Annotated in this window: 17 protein-coding genes; 7 read left to right on the top strand and 10 right to left on the bottom strand. The window is 40.4% G+C overall.

All coding sequences use genetic code 11. The features are described from left to right. The first annotated feature begins 34 nt into the window (after positions 1-34). From ACOWPH_RS02775 to ACOWPH_RS02760, 4 genes are read left to right on the top strand one after another with little or no spacing between them, the layout of a single operon-like run. On the top strand, positions 35-262 hold the full coding sequence (locus ACOWPH_RS02775; RefSeq protein WP_015213892.1) for a DUF2281 domain-containing protein: 228 nt from the start codon (positions 35-37) through the stop codon (positions 260-262). After that, complete coding sequence (locus ACOWPH_RS02770; protein WP_015213891.1) at positions 259-648, top strand: type II toxin-antitoxin system VapC family toxin; 390 nt, start codon at positions 259-261, stop codon at positions 646-648. The genes ACOWPH_RS02775 and ACOWPH_RS02770 overlap by 4 nt, the downstream gene beginning before the upstream one ends. Positions 649-698: 50 nt before the next feature. Then, positions 699-956, top strand: coding sequence for a hypothetical protein (locus ACOWPH_RS02765; RefSeq protein WP_015213890.1), 258 nt, complete (start codon positions 699-701; stop codon positions 954-956). Continuing rightward, positions 953-1,375, top strand: coding sequence for a type II toxin-antitoxin system VapC family toxin (locus ACOWPH_RS02760; RefSeq protein ID WP_015213889.1), 423 nt, complete (start codon positions 953-955; stop codon positions 1,373-1,375). Before ACOWPH_RS02765 ends, ACOWPH_RS02760 begins: the two co-directional genes overlap by 4 nt. Positions 1,376-1,561: 186 nt before the next feature. On the opposite strand, the gene ACOWPH_RS02755 is transcribed toward ACOWPH_RS02760, so the two are convergent. The 9 genes from ACOWPH_RS02755 to ACOWPH_RS02715 all read right to left on the bottom strand — a co-directional run bounded on the left by ACOWPH_RS02755 (position 1,562) and on the right by ACOWPH_RS02715 (position 9,177). Continuing rightward, positions 1,562-2,509: a F0F1 ATP synthase subunit gamma gene (locus tag ACOWPH_RS02755; RefSeq protein WP_015213888.1), complete on the bottom strand. Its 948-nt coding sequence runs from the start codon at positions 2,507-2,509 to the stop codon at positions 1,562-1,564. 88 nt (positions 2,510-2,597) lie between these two features. Continuing rightward, entirely contained in the window at positions 2,598-4,118 is a 1,521-nt protein-coding gene (gene atpA / locus ACOWPH_RS02750) for a F0F1 ATP synthase subunit alpha (RefSeq protein WP_015213887.1), read from the bottom strand. A gap of 83 nt (positions 4,119-4,201) precedes the next feature. Continuing rightward, a complete protein-coding gene (gene atpH, locus ACOWPH_RS02745; RefSeq protein WP_015213886.1) occupies positions 4,202-4,756 on the bottom strand; it encodes an ATP synthase F1 subunit delta in 555 nt (184 codons plus the stop codon). Then, positions 4,753-5,304, bottom strand: a complete 552-nt coding sequence (locus tag ACOWPH_RS02740) for a F0F1 ATP synthase subunit B (RefSeq protein ID WP_015213885.1) — start codon at positions 5,302-5,304, stop codon at positions 4,753-4,755. Before ACOWPH_RS02740 ends, atpH begins: the two co-directional genes overlap by 4 nt. Before the next feature lie 111 nt (positions 5,305-5,415). Then, positions 5,416-5,907: a F0F1 ATP synthase subunit B' gene (locus tag ACOWPH_RS02735; protein ID WP_015213884.1), complete on the bottom strand. Its 492-nt coding sequence runs from the start codon at positions 5,905-5,907 to the stop codon at positions 5,416-5,418. A 147-nt stretch (positions 5,908-6,054) separates the two neighbouring features. After that, on the bottom strand, positions 6,055-6,300 hold the full coding sequence (atpE, locus tag ACOWPH_RS02730; protein ID WP_010994186.1) for an ATP synthase F0 subunit C: 246 nt from the start codon (positions 6,298-6,300) through the stop codon (positions 6,055-6,057). 163 nt (positions 6,301-6,463) lie between these two features. Continuing rightward, positions 6,464-7,222 carry a F0F1 ATP synthase subunit A gene (gene atpB / locus ACOWPH_RS02725; protein WP_015213883.1) on the bottom strand — a complete coding sequence of 253 codons (759 nt, stop codon included), beginning with the start codon at positions 7,220-7,222 and terminating at the stop codon, positions 6,464-6,466. A 131-nt stretch (positions 7,223-7,353) separates the two neighbouring features. After that, positions 7,354-7,845 (bottom strand): ATP synthase subunit I, encoded by a 492-nt coding sequence (locus ACOWPH_RS02720; RefSeq protein WP_096713169.1) that lies wholly within the window; start codon positions 7,843-7,845, stop codon positions 7,354-7,356. 147 nt (positions 7,846-7,992) lie between these two features. Beyond that, on the bottom strand, positions 7,993-9,177 hold the full coding sequence (locus ACOWPH_RS02715) for a class I SAM-dependent methyltransferase (protein WP_015213881.1): 1,185 nt from the start codon (positions 9,175-9,177) through the stop codon (positions 7,993-7,995). Between the two features lie 984 nt (positions 9,178-10,161). Here ACOWPH_RS02715 and ACOWPH_RS02710 point away from each other — a divergent pair. Together ACOWPH_RS02710 and ACOWPH_RS02705 are read left to right on the top strand one after the other, a co-directional pair. Further along, positions 10,162-10,368: a hypothetical protein gene (locus ACOWPH_RS02710; RefSeq protein WP_242043199.1), complete on the top strand. Its 207-nt coding sequence runs from the start codon at positions 10,162-10,164 to the stop codon at positions 10,366-10,368. 174 nt (positions 10,369-10,542) lie between these two features. Further along, the gene (locus tag ACOWPH_RS02705; protein ID WP_244887754.1) at positions 10,543-10,947 is read left to right on the top strand and encodes an Imm30 family immunity protein; all 405 of its coding nucleotides are present in this window, start codon (positions 10,543-10,545) and stop codon (positions 10,945-10,947) included. Between the two features lie 27 nt (positions 10,948-10,974). Here the strand turns inward: ACOWPH_RS02705 and ACOWPH_RS02700 are convergent, their stop codons facing one another. After that, positions 10,975-11,403, bottom strand: a complete 429-nt coding sequence (locus ACOWPH_RS02700; RefSeq protein WP_015213879.1) for a hypothetical protein — start codon at positions 11,401-11,403, stop codon at positions 10,975-10,977. A gap of 600 nt (positions 11,404-12,003) precedes the next feature. Here ACOWPH_RS02700 and ACOWPH_RS02695 point away from each other — a divergent pair. Continuing rightward, positions 12,004-15,396 carry a phycobilisome rod-core linker polypeptide gene (locus ACOWPH_RS02695; RefSeq protein ID WP_015213878.1) on the top strand — a complete coding sequence of 1,131 codons (3,393 nt, stop codon included), beginning with the start codon at positions 12,004-12,006 and terminating at the stop codon, positions 15,394-15,396. Positions 15,397-15,577: the final 181 nt, after the last annotated feature.

Here is a 15,577-nt window from a genome sequence, read left to right as displayed (position 1 = left end):
AATAGAATCATAGCCTAGTAGTAGAGGTGAAACTATGACCATTGAACAAGCAGTTTTAGAAAACCTGCGAGAATTACCAACCGATAAACAACAAGAAGTTTTAGATTTTATTCAATTTCTCAAACATAAATTACCACCAAAAAACCCACGTCCTAGTTTTTACGGGTTATGGAGTGACTTGGATATAAATATTACAGAACAAGATATTACAGAAATTCGCCAAGAAATGTGGGCTAAATTTCCCAGGGATATTGAATTATGAAAGCTATTGTATTAGATACTCATGCTATTATTTGGTATTTTCTAAAATCTCCAAAATTATCAAATGCAGCATTAACAGCAATTGATCAAGCAGATTCAATTTATATACCTTCTATTTCGATTATTGAAATTATTTACTTACAGGAAAAAGGCAAAATACCAGAAACAGCATTACAAAAATTAATTGAAATTTTAGCAAATAGTAATACTGGATGGTCTGTAATCGCCCTAAATTTAGAAGTTGCTCAAACAATTACACAAATTCCCAGGAATATTGTTCCAGAAATGGTAGATCGGATTATTACTGCTACGGCCTTTTATTTGAATTTACCTTTGGTAACTTGTGATTCCAAAATTAACTTGTTTAATATCCAAATAATTTGGTAATTAATTCAGTTAATAATAAAAGTATTTATTATTATTGATGAGGGTGGAAAATGACATTACAAGAAATTATTAAATCTCTGGATGATTTATCTGTAGAAGATAAAACTTCTCTGCTTAATGTACTTGAGTCTCAGTTGTCAAAAATAAAGGAACAAGTAGAAGAAAAACCGTTACAGAATAAGGGAGATAGTTTTTGGCAAGGGGTTTTAAGGTTTAGAGAAACAATTGAAAGAGAAGGTATTGAATTTACAGATGAAGATTTTGCAAATCTTAGAGATCGTAGTCCAGGACGCGAGATTGATTTATGACAGTTCGCTTTTTACTAGACTCTAATATTATCTCAGAACCGAGTCGGCCAATTCCCAATACTCAGGTTTTAGATCAATTAAATCGCTATCGTTCAGAAGTAGCAGTAGCAAGTCTTGTTGTTCATGAAATCCTTTATGGCTGTTGGCGTTTACCACTTTCTAAACGCAAGGATTCTTTATGGAAATACATTCAAGATTCTGTATTAGATTTGCCTGTGTTGGATTATGATCTCAATGCTGCAAAATGGCACGCGCAGGAAAGGGATAGATTATCAAAAATTGGTAAAACACCTGCTTTTATTGATGGACAAATTGCGAGTATTGCCTTCTGCAACGACTTGATCTTAGTAACAAATAATGTGGCAGATTTTCATGATTTTGAGGATCTGGTAATTGAAAATTGGTTTACTATCAGTTAATTGAGTTGAGGGAAATTATGATAAAATTAGATAATATTTGCATTCATAAATTGTTCCATAATTATTAAATTTGTTGTTAAAGATAGAGCATAAATTTAAATTTAATTATTATTAATAACTGATAATAATTGATGATTGGCTCTGGTTCATTTAACAATTACCCATTACCAATCACCTATTACCAAATTAAGTTAAAGCCTCTGCACCACCCACAACTTCTAGGAGTTCCTGGGTAATGGCTGCTTGACGGGCTTTGTTGTAAGACAATGACAAGCTTTTGATTAATTCACCGGCGTTTTCACTGGCGTTACTCATTGCTGTCATCCGTGCTGCTAATTCACTAGCTGCTGATTCTTGGAGCGATCGCAATAACTGATTACTCAGATACAATGGCAACAAAGAATCAAGAATTTGTACAGGGTCTTGCTCGAAAATCATATCACGAGGCAAAACACGGGCTTGGCTGACCATTTTCTCCCGTTCTACTTGGAATTGACCACCACGGGTAGTTAAGCGGAAGATTTCGTCATCTGCTGCTTCTAAACCTTGGGTATCAAAAGGGAGTAAGGTTTGCACGACGGGACGAGAGCTAACCAAAGATACAAATTTGGTATAAACTAGCTCAATTCTGTCTACTTTTTCTGAGAGAAACAAAGAAAGTAGTTCGTCTGCAATATTGGTAGCTTCTGCTGCGGTGGGAATTTGTTCTAAACCGCTGTAGGTACCATCAATAGGCTGATTGCGACGTTGGAAGTATTGAGTGGCTTTGCGTCCAACAGTTACAAATCTGTAGTCTACACCTTCTGCCTTCAGTTCCTTGGCGCGATTTTCTGCCCTGCGGATAACATTACTATTGTAACCACCGCACAAACCACGGTCGCCAGTAATAACCAACAAACCGACTGATTTAACTTCGCGTTTTTTCAGTAGTGGTAGATCTACATCTTCAAACCGTAGACGGGTTTGTAAGCCAAATAAGACTTGAGCCAAGCGGTCAGCAAAGGGACGGGTAGCAATTACCTGTTCTTGGGCGCGACGTACTCTAGCCGCAGCAACCAGCCGCATGGCTTCTGTGATTTTTTTGGTGTTTTTGACCGACTGAATGCGATCGCGTATTGCTTTGAGATTAGCCATAATATTCTACAAGAATTCAGAATTGAGAACTCAGGATTCAGAAGGCAGGAATAGTCTTACTTCTGACTCCTGACTCCTGACTCCTTGATTACGCTGCTGCTTGGAAGGTCTTCTTGAACTCGGTTAACGCTGCCTTCAAGGCTGTTTCTTCTTCGTCACCTAGTACTTTCTTGCTTTGTACTGCTTGGAAATATGCAGTGTTCACTGTCTTCAAATAATCACGTAAACCTTTAGCAAAAACGGTTACTTTGTTAACAGCAATGTCATCCAAATAACCATTAATACCAGCGTAAAGAATTGCTACTTGTTCTGCTACAGAAAGTGGGTCGTTTTGGGGCTGCTTGAGAAGTTCCCGTAAGCGGACACCGCGTGCTAATTGATCTTGGGTGGCTTTATCTAAGTCAGAAGCAAATTGTGCGAAAGCTTGCAAGTCATCAAACTGCGCTAATTCCAACTTAATCTTACCGGCAACTTTTTTCATTGCCTTGGTTTGTGCCGCAGAACCTACACGGGATACTGAAATACCGGGGTTTACAGCGGGACGGATACCAGAGTTGAACAAGTCAGAAGACAAGAAAATCTGACCGTCGGTGATAGAAATTACGTTGGTAGGAATGTATGCGGATACGTCACCTGCTTGGGTTTCGATAATTGGTAAGGCGGTCATGCTGCCTTTACCCAATTCATCGCTCAATTTAGCGGCACGTTCTAACAAGCGAGAGTGGATGTAGAATACGTCTCCGGGATATGCTTCCCGTCCTGGTGGACGACGTAGTAGCAAGGACATTTGGCGATAAGCCTGGGCTTGCTTAGAAAGGTCATCGTAAATTACTAAGGTTGCTTTGCCTTTGTACATAAAGTACTCAGCAATTGTTGCGCCTGTGTAGGGAGCAAGGTATTGTAAGGTGGCTGGGTCACTGGCGTTAGCGGCTACAACTACGGTGTAGTCCATTGCGCCTTTTTGTTGTAATGTTTGAACTACGTTAGCAACGGTGGAAGCTTTTTGACCGATGGCAACATAAACGCAAACGACATCTTCACCTTTTTGGTTGATGATGGTGTCAATAGCGATCGCTGTTTTACCAGTTTGACGGTCACCAATGATCAATTCCCGTTGACCACGACCGATGGGAATCATCGAGTCAATAGCGGTGATCCCGGTTTGCATTGGTTCGTGTACAGACTTCCGGGCAATAATCCCAGGTGCTGGGGATTCAATCAAACGGGTTTCAGAGGTTTTTAAATCACCTTTACCATCAATGGGGCGACCCAAAGCATCGACAACGCGACCAACTAAGGCTTCACCTACAGGAACCTGAGCAATTCTACCAGTAGCAGTTACAGAGCTACCTTCTTGAATTTCCCGGCCTTCACCCATTAATACCGCACCAACGTTATCTTCTTCTAAGTTTTGGGCGATACCAATTGTGCCATCTTCAAATTCTAATAGTTCCCCAGCCATAGCTTTTTCCAAGCCATAGATACGGGCAATACCGTCACCAACTTGGAGAACAGTACCAACGTTAGCAACTTTAACCTCTTGGTCGTATTGCTCGATTTGTTGTTGGATAATGTTACTGATTTCGTCAGGTCTAATGGAAATGCTCATTATGTCTGTGCTTTTAGTTTTCTTTCGAGACGGAAGAAGTTAATGGTGATTGGTGATTGGTAAAATCTTACCCAGTCCCCAATTTAGTTACTGTTTAAGCTTAGGGAAAGGCGACGTAGTTGACCGCGCAAACTAGCATCAATTACCTGAGAACCCACTTTGATAATCACACCACCAATCAACTCGTTATCTATCTTGGTTTCCAGTTCTACCTGGCGAGCATTGGTGATAGCGATTACTTTTTCTGTAATTGCTTGCTGTTGAGCTTCTGTCAAAGCTACCGCAGAAGTAACTTCTGCTAATACAGTTTGATTTAGCTGGCGCAACAGTACCAAATACTGCTGCAAAATTGCTTCCAAGCAAGAAATACGTCGTCTGTCAACTAACAGCAACAAAAAATTACGTAGGTAAGGGCTAACGCCTTCCCCAAGTACTTGTTTGAGCAGATTCTTCTTGTTTTCAGCCTGAGTAAAGGGGTTGCTCAAATAGCTTTCTAGCTCTTTGCTGCCTGCCAATAAGCCGAGGAAAGTACGCGCATCTGTACCAAAATCTTCTGTTAAGTTTTTGGATTGCGCTAGCGACAACAGTGCCTGGGCGTAGGGCTGGGCTATTTCGGCTGTTGCTGCATTACTTCTCATACATTTCCTCCCAATTGTGCGATGCTGCGTTCAATTAAAACTTGTTGAGCATCGTCAGCAATTCCGCTCTTTAGTTGGGCTTCGACTTTTTGCAGTGCTTGAGCAACTACTTTTTGACGTAATTGAGCGATCGCTCTATCTAGTTCTGCACTCAAGTCAGCCGCCCCTGCTTCCTGCATACGGTCAATATCTATAGCAGCTTGTGCCAAGATAGCTTCTTTAGCAGCTTGGGCATTTTCTTGGGCTGATTTTTTAATTCTTTCAGCTTCTGCGGTAGCTCGATCTAGGTTTTGCTGCGCCTCTTTAAGTTTTTCGGCTGCATCCTTAGCTCTTTGCTCTGCACTCTTAATTGCTGTTTCAATATTGTCTCGACGAGTTTTGAGGATATTACCTACAACTTTCCGCCCAAAGACAAACAGCACAGTAATAATAATGGCCAGGTTAATCAGGTTAGTGTCTAAAATATTTGTGTTTAGACTAAACCCTCCTTCTGCCAATTCACCTCCGATGGCGCTAGATTCGGCCATCAACAGTAAAAAAGTCCCCATGATTTTCTATCCACAACTGCGCTGCCAAAAATTTTTGTCAGTTGTCAGTTATCAGTTGTCTTACTTAACGACTAATGACTAATGACTAATGACCAATAACTATTTTGTGAGTTAGCGCTGGTTAACTAAATCGGCTCCTAAAAGCTTTTCTAGCATTTGGCGACTGAGAGCATCAACTTGTGTTTCCAAGGAAGCTAAAGCTTGTTGTTTTTGCTGCTCAATTTCTCCAGCGGCTTGTTCTCGTTGTGCCTGGGCTTCCTGTTGCGCTGCGGCCATTTTCTGACCAGCGATTTTTTGAGCTTCGGCTTGAGCTTCAGCAACTATTGTTTGTGCTTGCCGTCTAGCTCCTGCTAGATCCTGCTCATATTGCTGTGCCAATTTTTCTGTTTTCGACAAACGTTCTTGGGCTTCTAATTGATTGCTACGGATGTATTCATTCCGTCCATCAATGGCATTTCCCAAGGGCTTGTAAAGAGTTGCGTTCAATATTAGGGCTAAGATTAGAAACTGGATTGCCATCAAAGGCAGGGTAGCATCTAGATCAAACAAACCCCCTTCTTTGGCAACTTCTTCTACAGCCAATAAGGTGATCCAGTGTGTCATGTTTGCTTATTCCTATCTACTATTTTAGTGCTGAGTCCTGAGTACTGAGTACTGAGTCCTGAGTTACTAGTTTTGAGTTATCTTTGTTAAACTCCCAACTCTTAACTTGTTTTTACTCAGCACTCGTTACTCAGCACTCATGACTGATTATGCGAAGGGGTTAGCAAACAGTAGTACTAGAGCAACTACTAGACCATAGATGGTTAACGCTTCCATGAATGCCAAGCTCAACAGCAATGTACCGCGAATTTTGCCTTCAGCTTCTGGCTGACGAGCAATACCTTCAACAGCTTGTCCTGCTGCGTTACCTTGACCAATACCAGGGCCGATTGCAGCCAAACCAACAGCAAGAGCAGCAGCTAAAACGGAAGCAGCAGAAACTAATGGATCCATGATATTTTTTCCTTTCTTTACTGAGTCGAATGGGTCTTGTAGTTGTCGTTTGTCAGTTTCGGGTTGACTGTTGACCGTTTACTGTTCACTGTTGACTATTTTCTGTCAACTGTCACTAGTTTTCTGTCAACTGTCACCTGAACGTGACTATTTTCTGAAGGACTTAATGATGTCCTTCATGCTCTTCACCACCATGATGATCTTCCATCGCTTCACCGATGTAAGCAGCAGCTAAGGTGGCAAAAATTAGTGCTTGAATGGCGCTGGTAAATAGTCCCAAGGCCATTACTGGTAAAGGTACGAACAAGGGTACTAGCAGCACTAGCACTCCTACCACCAGTTCATCAGCTAAAATGTTACCGAATAAACGGAAGCTTAGGGACAGGGGTTTGGTGAAATCTTCAATAATTTTGAATGGCAACATAAACGAAACTGGTTGCACGTAGTTGCCAAAATACCCTAAACCCTTTTTGCTGAACCCAGCATAAAAATACGCTAAGGATGTCAACAAAGCTAAGGCAACCGTTGTGTTGATGTCGCTTGTTGGTGCGGTTAGCTCACCTTCTGGCAGATGAATTAGCTTAAAAGGAACTAGCGCCCCTGACCAATTTGACACAAAAATGAACAAAAACAAAGTGCCGACAAATGGCACCCAAGGGCGATATTCTTTTTCGCCAATCTGGTTTTTAGCCAAATCTCGAATGAATTCCAGGGCATACTCCATCAGGTTCTGTAGCCCACTGGGAATTCTTTTGATGTTACTGCTTGCCAAGACGGAAACCAGTACTAGCACACCAATAACAAACCATGAAGTGAGAAACACCTGGCCATGTAGCTTTAAGTTACCTATTTGCCAGTACAGATGTTTTCCCACTTCCAATTCGGCAAGTGGAACAGAGTAGAAATTCAGAAAATTCAGCATTTTCTTTCCAATTCAATCATTTCTCCAATATTACCTGGAGAGGAGGAGCCTTGTTAAGGTTGCCGCAGTTTTGGTAATTCAGTGCGGTCTTGGGGTTTCCCCCAGGAGCTACTGCGAACCCAGAGGGTGATTTAGCTCGGTCTTGGGGGGTTTTCCCCAGGATCTGCTGCCAACCCAGAGGGTGAGTCAGAGATAAACGCCACCCTAACTACGTAGATGATGAGCGTGGCTTTGTAGGTGAGAAATCCCAAAAAGATGGGCAGTATTTGCAGTTGATCCAACCGCGAGGCTAGTAGAATCATTCCTACTAATAAAGCTAACCGAGTTTTACTCAGTGATTGTTTCTCTCTGCCCAAACGCTCAACATCTTTTGCCAACATCCTCAAGTAAAGCACACCTGCACACGCTCCTAATAAATAATTCAGGGCGATGTTTACTGAATAGGCAATCCATACAGAGATGAAAATAACCCCTGTCAGAACAAGTGTGATTACTAACAACTCCTGATAGAGTTGATAGAAGTCTTGCATGGAAGAGTCTACTGGTTCTGTGTTTTCAAAACCAGGTTGAGCATCTTGTTGGGTTGTCGGAGTCGGTGCAATTGATTCTTCTGACAAGCTCACAGGACTTGAAACCAGTAAAGCGGAATATGATGACTGCACATTCAGTCAGCTGAATCATATCACGATCCGGTAACAATACTTTAGGAAAAAACAATTAACTTCTTGGCATTGGTCATTGGCAACAGAATTACTTATTACTGATTTCTTTCATGAAGCGGGGGTTAGTAAGAGTAGTTGTTGTTTGATGAGATGTCTGACTCCGTTTAAGTCTAGCTCGATTTGGGCTAAAATGTCAGCCACTGTGGCATGACTATCACATTTTTGCATAAATTCAAACTCGGCTGGTGACAAGTTAACAATTTGGTAATCATAATTAAATAAACATTGACTAGGGAAACCATCTATGCAAGGGTTAAGTTCGGGGGTTGCTGCTAATAATGTGTTATCTGCTGACCAGTCGGTTTTGCTTAGGGGGGGACGACTGAGAAAAAATTCGTAATGGGTGACTTCTGGGTTTAGTAATTCTATCAGGCGATAACGCTCTCTTTGGCTCAATTTTTCTGCTCGTTCAATTAAATTTGGTGCTTTTTCTAGAAGCTTTTCTAATTGCCAAAATCCAGGATTAGAGAAACCCACAAATTCTAACCCGGAAGCATCAATTAATTTAAATAGTGTATCAATGTTGTAATCAGTTTCCTGGGGATGTACATACATATCCGCAAAACATTCATCCCGCTGATTTTCCATTGCCCAACGTTCTGTTTCACGTTTAACAATTCTATTATTTTCTGGTAGGGAAGCAAATATTTGTCTTCCAACTTGAACTCCATCGCGGTAGTCGCCTTTTTTGTTACCTTGGAGGAGTGCGATCGCTTTTTGCATGAGTTGAATTTCCCAGCGTCCCAATTCCCCATACACAAAAATGTGCATCAAACCACCAGGTGCGAGTTTTTTCGCTAAAGCTTGGATACCGCGAATCGGATCTGGTAAGTGATGTAATACACCGACACTATTAATTAAATCAAATTCTCCTGGTAGCTGTTCCACATCATACAAACTCAGATGATGGAATTCTACACGGTCAGCACCAGAACTTTGACAGCGTTTTTTAGCAACTTCTAATGTACCAGCACTTAAATCAATACCGACTACCTGCGCGTGGGGGTTGAGATGTACTAAATATTCCGTCCCCACACCTGAACCACAACCAGCATCTAAAATGCGGATATCCTGCCTTTGTGGTTTTCTCCCCGTGCAGAAGTTGTAAGCGGCTAACCAATTCCAACGCCAATTATAACCAGGGGGTGGTTCATCAAGTATCGGTTCTGGGGGGAATGGATAGGTATCGTAGAGTTTCGCAACAGCAGCACTTACGGTTTGGGAGTCGGACATGATCAGGATTAACGCAGCACTTCTGAGTTTAGCGGATGGGGGGTATTAGGGCAAAGATTGATTAGAGAAATTCTCTATATTCGTAAGGGTTTAGCAATGCTAGACCCTGTTTATAGCTATTGATTACGTAATAATCGTAATAATACTACTGTTAAGCTATGTATTAACAAATAAAATCTAATTTATACATTTTGCATCTAATGGTGACGGTACTATTAGGATTTGGGAATTATCATAGTCTGGATCAGAATTGACAAAATTTGAAGATTAACAGGATGTTATTAACAATAATCTATTGTATCATCCTGTTAATCCTTTAATCCTGAGTATCCTGATTCAGATATTTTCCTACTAATAAATATATGAATAACATTCTCAATACTTTACCAATAAACATTAAACAAAACATCCATAAAACAGTGGGACAAATAGCTGCACAACCAGAAACAAAAGTTTTTTTATCTTGATGGTAAAAAAATAATAGCAAACAAACATTTTTAAATTCAGCCAAGGAATACTGGGAAGCTAATAATATTCCTCTTAAGTTTTTAGTTATTAACAAATAGGTAAAGTTACATTTTCACTATTTGTAGATTATTTGTTGTGGTTGTCTGAATCAGGATAACCAGGATTTTAGGATGTACAGGATTGCAATTTGTAGATTTTCTGTGAATATTTAATGATTATAAATTATGATTTAGAGAAAAATATATTTTCTATTATTTACAACATATATTTCCTAAAAAACATCCTGTTAATCCTCTAATCCTGGATATCCTGATTCAGACAATTTACTTATTACCCGACTTCCTTTATAATCAAAATACTAAATAATAGAAATAGCTAAACAGGAGTAAATAGATTATTAATAATCAACCTCAACTGCTTCCAGGAGAAGGAATTGTAGGCACTTATGGAGACTTAATCAAACAGGGACATAGAGGTGATAACCTCAAACCTCATCATATACCTGCGGATGCTTTTATGAAAGCCAAAGTTCCAGGTTATACAACAGATCAAGGATATGCCATTATGATGGAACATTTATCACCAGGAAAAGGAGGTCGTCATCGGCAAACAATGTCTTACGGTAAACGCCCTAATTTAAACCTATCGTCCAGAGAAGCATTAGCACAAGAAATTTGGGATGTACGTTGTATTTATCGTCGTCAAGGTTTGTATAATAGATAAATCAGGGAAAGTTTGCAAACATTAATCAGACAGAATAAATCTACTTGGCCATGGATTTTTGAGAAATAAGGGACAAAACAATGAATCAAAATAATTTATTGGCAACCTTGCAAGAAAATCGCTTAATGCAAAACAGAAGAACAAGTTACAAATTTTGAAAATGCTTTAGCTGAAATAGCTGAAAATCCTGATGAAAATAATTTATCTGCCTATCATCTAATTTTAGATGATCAATGTCAACAGCCAGAAGTGATGTTTAGCTTAATTCATTTTCTGGAATCTTTTGATATGGAAAAACAAATTACAGCATTTATTAATGTTGTGCCTCAATTAATGATAACTGCACCTGAATGGACAAGAATTATTCACAATCGGATTTTAAATGATGTATCAGCGTGTGGAGTTTATCGTCACGGTTTAGAATTAATAAAGCGTAAAAACCCTCATCATTTTATCTATGATCTGTTAGAAGAAAGTGTTATTAATCAAATAAATTATCATATAGAAGAACCTCGTGGTATTTCGGTAGCAGAACGTCCTCCTTTGACAAGACTACAAGTAAATGAGGTCAAGAAATAAAATGCTAAAAATATTGTGTTTTGAGATTCATTCTATGATCTCATTGTCATGTTTAGAAGTACCATATAAATAGTGATCATGTTGACTTGACCAATCACTTGGTGCTTCAATAGTTCCTGTTAATGCCTCTAGCACATCCCAAGCATTACCTTCATCTTCTATATATTCTATTGCTTCAGTAAAAAAAGGATTATCCTTGTGCATTCCTGCAAATTTTATCCAAGGATGTTCTATTTTCGGTGCTTCAATTTCTAAAGTTACTATTTCTGGTTTTCTGGCTTGAAAAAGTTGAATTAGATTATTTAATGCTTCTTCTTTAGTCGCACCCAAACCTTGAAATTCTGGTAAGCTTAACAATGTAGCTTTGACAGTGCCATCTTCTTGATTTTCAATCAACACATCATAAGTTAACTTGGGTGCAATTGTGGAAAGAGCATTTTTAATAGCTAATATCATGATATTTTTACTCTTATTAAGTCCAAATTAGTTATAACATTAATCACAAACTAGACAATCAATAATTGGATACAACTATAAAAGCGATTGCACGTTCATACTTTGCATAGTTTTGTCTTTTTTCTACATTGAATTAATTGTATTTAATTCTATTCTCAATAAAATATAGATTCCTTCTATAAAAAAGTTGGAAAGATGAATATTAAATCGTATTTACACGGATTTTTCTCTTACAATCAGAATTAATGCTGATATATTCTCGCTTAATCGGTGAGTCTATATTAAAAAATATTAAATTGTAATACTTTTGCTACAAAATATGATGGTCATTATGTAGGGTCATGATACAAAAAATCAACATTCCACAGATCGTCTAGAGTATGTACTTGTTCCGACGGGCAGATTTAGATTACAGATTCGACATACTTCTTAATAAAGCAACAGCGTAAACGCAAAACGTTCTAATCTAAAAATTGACTTAGTTAATTTACTGGCAGTTTTGTAGGCAGTACTCTTAACGCATAAACACGCAAGAGCGTCAAGCCTCAAAGCAACCCAGACTTAACACATAGACTTATTGATAGGAGTTTTAGAAATCCAATGAGTGTTAAGGCAAGTGGTGGAAGCTCCGTTGCGCGTCCGCAACTATATCAAACCTTACCAGTAGCTACCATTTCCCAAGCGGAACAACAAGACCGCTTTTTGGGAAAAGGGGAACTTAGTGAACTGGGAAGTTATTTTGCATCTGGTGCAAAGCGTTTAGAAATTGCCCAGATTCTCACAGAGAATTCTGAGATTATTGTATCTCGTGCTGCTAACCGGATTTTTGTCGGCGGTTCGCCAATGGCTTTTTTAGAAAAGCCCCAAGAGCGAGAAATGGCAATGGCTGGTGGTGGTAGTAATGTCCAAGAGGGCATGATGCTAGGAACTGTCACCTACGTTGAAAGTCGTGGCGGGTTTCTAGAAAACTTGCGCTCAATTTTTAACACATCTGCTGGGGGACCTGTACCAGCCGGCTTTAGACCAATTAACGTTGCTCGTTACGGCCCTAGCAACATGGGCAAGAGCTTACGGGATTTATCCTGGTTCTTGCGTTATGCTACCTATGCGATTGTCGCTGGCGACCCCAATATCATCTCTGTGAATACCAGAGGGTTACGGGAAATTATTGAAAATGCCTGTTCTGGTGAAGCAACCATCGTCGCTTTGCAGGAGATTAAAGCAGCTTCCCTGTCTTACTTCCGCAAAGATCCTGTGGCGACGGAGATTGTGACTCAGTACATGGATGTGTTGCTGACAGAATTCCAAGCACCCACACCTTCCACAAAAGTCCGTCAACGTCCTTCAAGCGACCAACAAGGTTTACAACTGCCGCAAATTTATTTTAATGCAGCAGAACGTCGTCCTAAATACGCGATGAAGCCTGGTTTGTCTTCTAGTGAAAAGACAGAAGTGATCAAAGCAGCATACCGTCAAATTTTTGAGCGCGATATTACCCGTGCTTATAGCTTGTCGATATCTGATTTGGAATCTAAGGTCAAAAATGGCGATATCTCTATGAAGGAGTTTGTTCGTCGTTTAGCCAAATCTCCCCTTTACCAAAAACAGTTTTATCAGCCTTTTATTAACAGCCGGGTAATTGAATTAGCTTTCCGTCACATTTTAGGACGGGGGCCAAGCAGCCGGGAAGAAGTGCAAAAATACTTTTCCATTGTTTCCAAAGGTGGTTTACCAGCTTTAGTAAATGCCTTGGTAGACTCTGATGAATACAGCGATTACTTTGGTGAAGAAACAGTCCCCTACATTCGGGGTCTGGGTCAAGAAGCCCAAGAGTGTCGTAACTGGGGACCACAGCAAGACCTATTTAACTACAGTGCGCCTTTCCGTAAAGTTCCTCAATTCATCACTACCTTTGCTGCTTACGAACAGCCGTTACCTGACCAACATCCTTACGGTTCTGGTAATGACCCCTTGGAAATTCAGTTTGGGGCGATTTTCCCGAAAGAAACTCGCAACCCCAGCAGCAGTCCTGCGCCTTTTGGTAAGGATACCCGCCGGATTTTGATTCACCAAGGGCCTGGTATTAATAACCAACTTAGCAATCCTAAAGCACGGGGTGTAGCTCCTAGTAGTTTGGGTGCTAAGGTGTTCAAATTAGACCAACTTCCTGGAACTATTGGCAAAAAAGCTGCTAAGGGTGCAAGTGTTAAGTTCTCAGAAAGTTCTACCCAAGCGGTAATTAAAGCTACTTATCTACAAGTTTTTGGTCGTGATGTTTACGAAGGTCAACGCCTCAAACTTGCAGAAATTAAGCTGGAAAATGGTGACATTACTGTCCGCGAGTTTGTGCGGATGTTGGCTAAGTCGGATTTATTCCGCAAGATGTACTGGACTTCGCTTTATGTTTGTAAAGCGGTTGAGTATATTCACCGTCGCTTGCTTGGTCGTCCTACCTACGGTCGTCAAGAAAACAACAAGTATTTTGACATCTGCGCCAAGAAAGGTTTCTATGCCTTGGTAGATGCCATTATTGATACCGTTGAATATAGTGAAGCTTTCGGTGAAGATACAGTTCCTTACGAACGCTATCTAACTCCTGCGGGTGTGTCTTTGCGTCAATTGCGCGTGGGTACAATTCGTGAGGATTTGGCGAATGTTGAGAAGGAAGTAACTCCTCGTTTTGTGGAATTGGGTGAAGTCACAGAAATGCGGACTGAGCCAGATATTGAGTTCCGCATGAACCAAGGTGTTAGCAAGCAACGTGAGCAAACGAAGGTCTTCAAGCTAACAGCGGTTAAGAATGACAAGGTTGCTGCTGAAACCGTGATTAGCGGTGCTTACCGTCAGATTTTTGAACGCGATATTGCGCCTTATATTTCTAAGAACGAATTTACGGTTTTAGAAAGTAAGTTGGTAAACGGTGAAATTACTGTTAAGGAATTTATTCAAGGTTTGGGTTATTCTAACCTGTACTTGAAGGAGTTCTACACACCTTACCCCAACACGAAAGTAATTGAGTTGGGTACTAAGCATTTCTTGGGTCGCGCCCCTGTTAATCAGGCGGAAATCCGTAAATATAACCAGATTTTAGCTACTCAAGGTATTCGTGCCTTTATTAGCGAGATGGTGGATAGTGCTGAGTATCGGCAGGTGTTTGGTGAGGATACTGTTCCTTATCGTCGTTTCCCAACCTTACCAGCGGCTAACTTCCCCAATACGGAGAAGCTTTACAACCAGCTAACCAAGCAAAATGATGATTTGGTTGTACCTAGCTTTGAAACTGTGAAGCCTCGGATTAAGACTGAGAATACGCCAATGTTAGCGAATGCGATCGCAGATTTGGCGGCTCAAGCTAAACAAATGGACAAGAGTAAGCCCTTGTTCATTGAGTTGGGTCGTTCATTCAATGACGGTCGTGGTCAGTCTGTAGAAGTTGGTGTGGGTACAAGTCGCCGCAAACCAGCCCGCATTTACCGCGCTACCACTGGTACAAATTCCCCAGAAACCAATCAGGTCATTAATGCTATTTACTGTCAGGTCATGGACGTATTTAGCGGTCAAGTTCCTGATTATTTCCGTCGCAGTGAATTAGATAGCAAACTGCGTAACGGTGAAATTACCGTGCGTGAATTTGTTCTCGAACTAGCTAGTTCAGAAATCTATCGCAAGCGGTTCTACACACCCTATCCCAACACCAAGGTGATTGAATTCCTATTCCGTCACCTATTGGGTCGCGCACCAGCTACACAAGGCGAAATCCGTCAGTACAACAAGTTGCTGGCTGATAGTGGCTTGAGAGCGGCTGTAGAAGCAATGGTGAATAGCCCTGAGTATGCTCGGTACTTTGGTGAAGATGTTGTACCTTACAATCGCTACCCATCTTTACCAGCAGGTAACTACCTGGGTAGTGTACAGGCAGAAACTGACTTGGTGAAACAATCCTGGTCTAGTCTGTCTCCTGCTGTTTTAACAGGCCGTCCTAGTAACAGGTAGGTAATTGGTAATAGGTGATGGGTAATAGGTAATGGGAAAAATTTAATTTCCACCTCTTGCCCTTTGCTTATTGCCTTTTACCCATTTTCAGACCCTCACAAAAAGAGCAAATCTGAAAATTAATATTACAAAGTGTTAAGAGCAGTAATAAATGCTCAACATAATGCCGGACAATGTTTTC

Source organism: Anabaena sp. PCC 7938, from assembly GCF_049315035.1.
GTDB lineage: Bacteria > Cyanobacteriota > Cyanobacteriia > Cyanobacteriales > Nostocaceae > Anabaena > Anabaena cylindrica.
Note: the sequence above shows the minus strand (reverse complement) of the source record. Positions and strands in the feature narration are given on the sequence as shown.

Excerpts from the sequence above, each read along its gene's own strand:
- ACOWPH_RS02775 (WP_015213892.1), top strand. The coding sequence starts at position 35 with ATGACCATTGAACAAGCAGTTTTAGAAAACCTGCGAGAATTACCAACC.
- ACOWPH_RS02695 (WP_015213878.1), top strand. The coding sequence starts at position 12,004 with ATGAGTGTTAAGGCAAGTGGTGGAAGCTCCGTTGCGCGTCCGCAACTA.
- ACOWPH_RS02700 (WP_015213879.1), bottom strand. The coding sequence starts at position 11,403 with ATGATATTAGCTATTAAAAATGCTCTTTCCACAATTGCACCCAAGTTA.
- ACOWPH_RS02715 (WP_015213881.1), bottom strand. The coding sequence starts at position 9,177 with ATGTCCGACTCCCAAACCGTAAGTGCTGCTGTTGCGAAACTCTACGAT.
- atpH (WP_015213886.1), bottom strand. The coding sequence starts at position 4,756 with ATGAGAAGTAATGCAGCAACAGCCGAAATAGCCCAGCCCTACGCCCAG.
- ACOWPH_RS02760 (WP_015213889.1), top strand. The coding sequence starts at position 953 with ATGACAGTTCGCTTTTTACTAGACTCTAATATTATCTCAGAACCGAGT.
- ACOWPH_RS02735 (WP_015213884.1), bottom strand. The coding sequence starts at position 5,907 with ATGACACACTGGATCACCTTATTGGCTGTAGAAGAAGTTGCCAAAGAA.
- ACOWPH_RS02710 (WP_242043199.1), top strand. The coding sequence starts at position 10,162 with ATGAAAGCCAAAGTTCCAGGTTATACAACAGATCAAGGATATGCCATT.
- atpA (WP_015213887.1), bottom strand. The coding sequence starts at position 4,118 with ATGAGCATTTCCATTAGACCTGACGAAATCAGTAACATTATCCAACAA.
- ACOWPH_RS02740 (WP_015213885.1), bottom strand. The coding sequence starts at position 5,304 with ATGGGGACTTTTTTACTGTTGATGGCCGAATCTAGCGCCATCGGAGGT.
- ACOWPH_RS02755 (WP_015213888.1), bottom strand. The coding sequence starts at position 2,509 with ATGGCTAATCTCAAAGCAATACGCGATCGCATTCAGTCGGTCAAAAAC.
- ACOWPH_RS02765 (WP_015213890.1), top strand. The coding sequence starts at position 699 with ATGACATTACAAGAAATTATTAAATCTCTGGATGATTTATCTGTAGAA.
- ACOWPH_RS02770 (WP_015213891.1), top strand. The coding sequence starts at position 259 with ATGAAAGCTATTGTATTAGATACTCATGCTATTATTTGGTATTTTCTA.
- atpE (WP_010994186.1), bottom strand. The coding sequence starts at position 6,300 with ATGGATCCATTAGTTTCTGCTGCTTCCGTTTTAGCTGCTGCTCTTGCT.
- atpB (WP_015213883.1), bottom strand. The coding sequence starts at position 7,222 with ATGCTGAATTTTCTGAATTTCTACTCTGTTCCACTTGCCGAATTGGAA.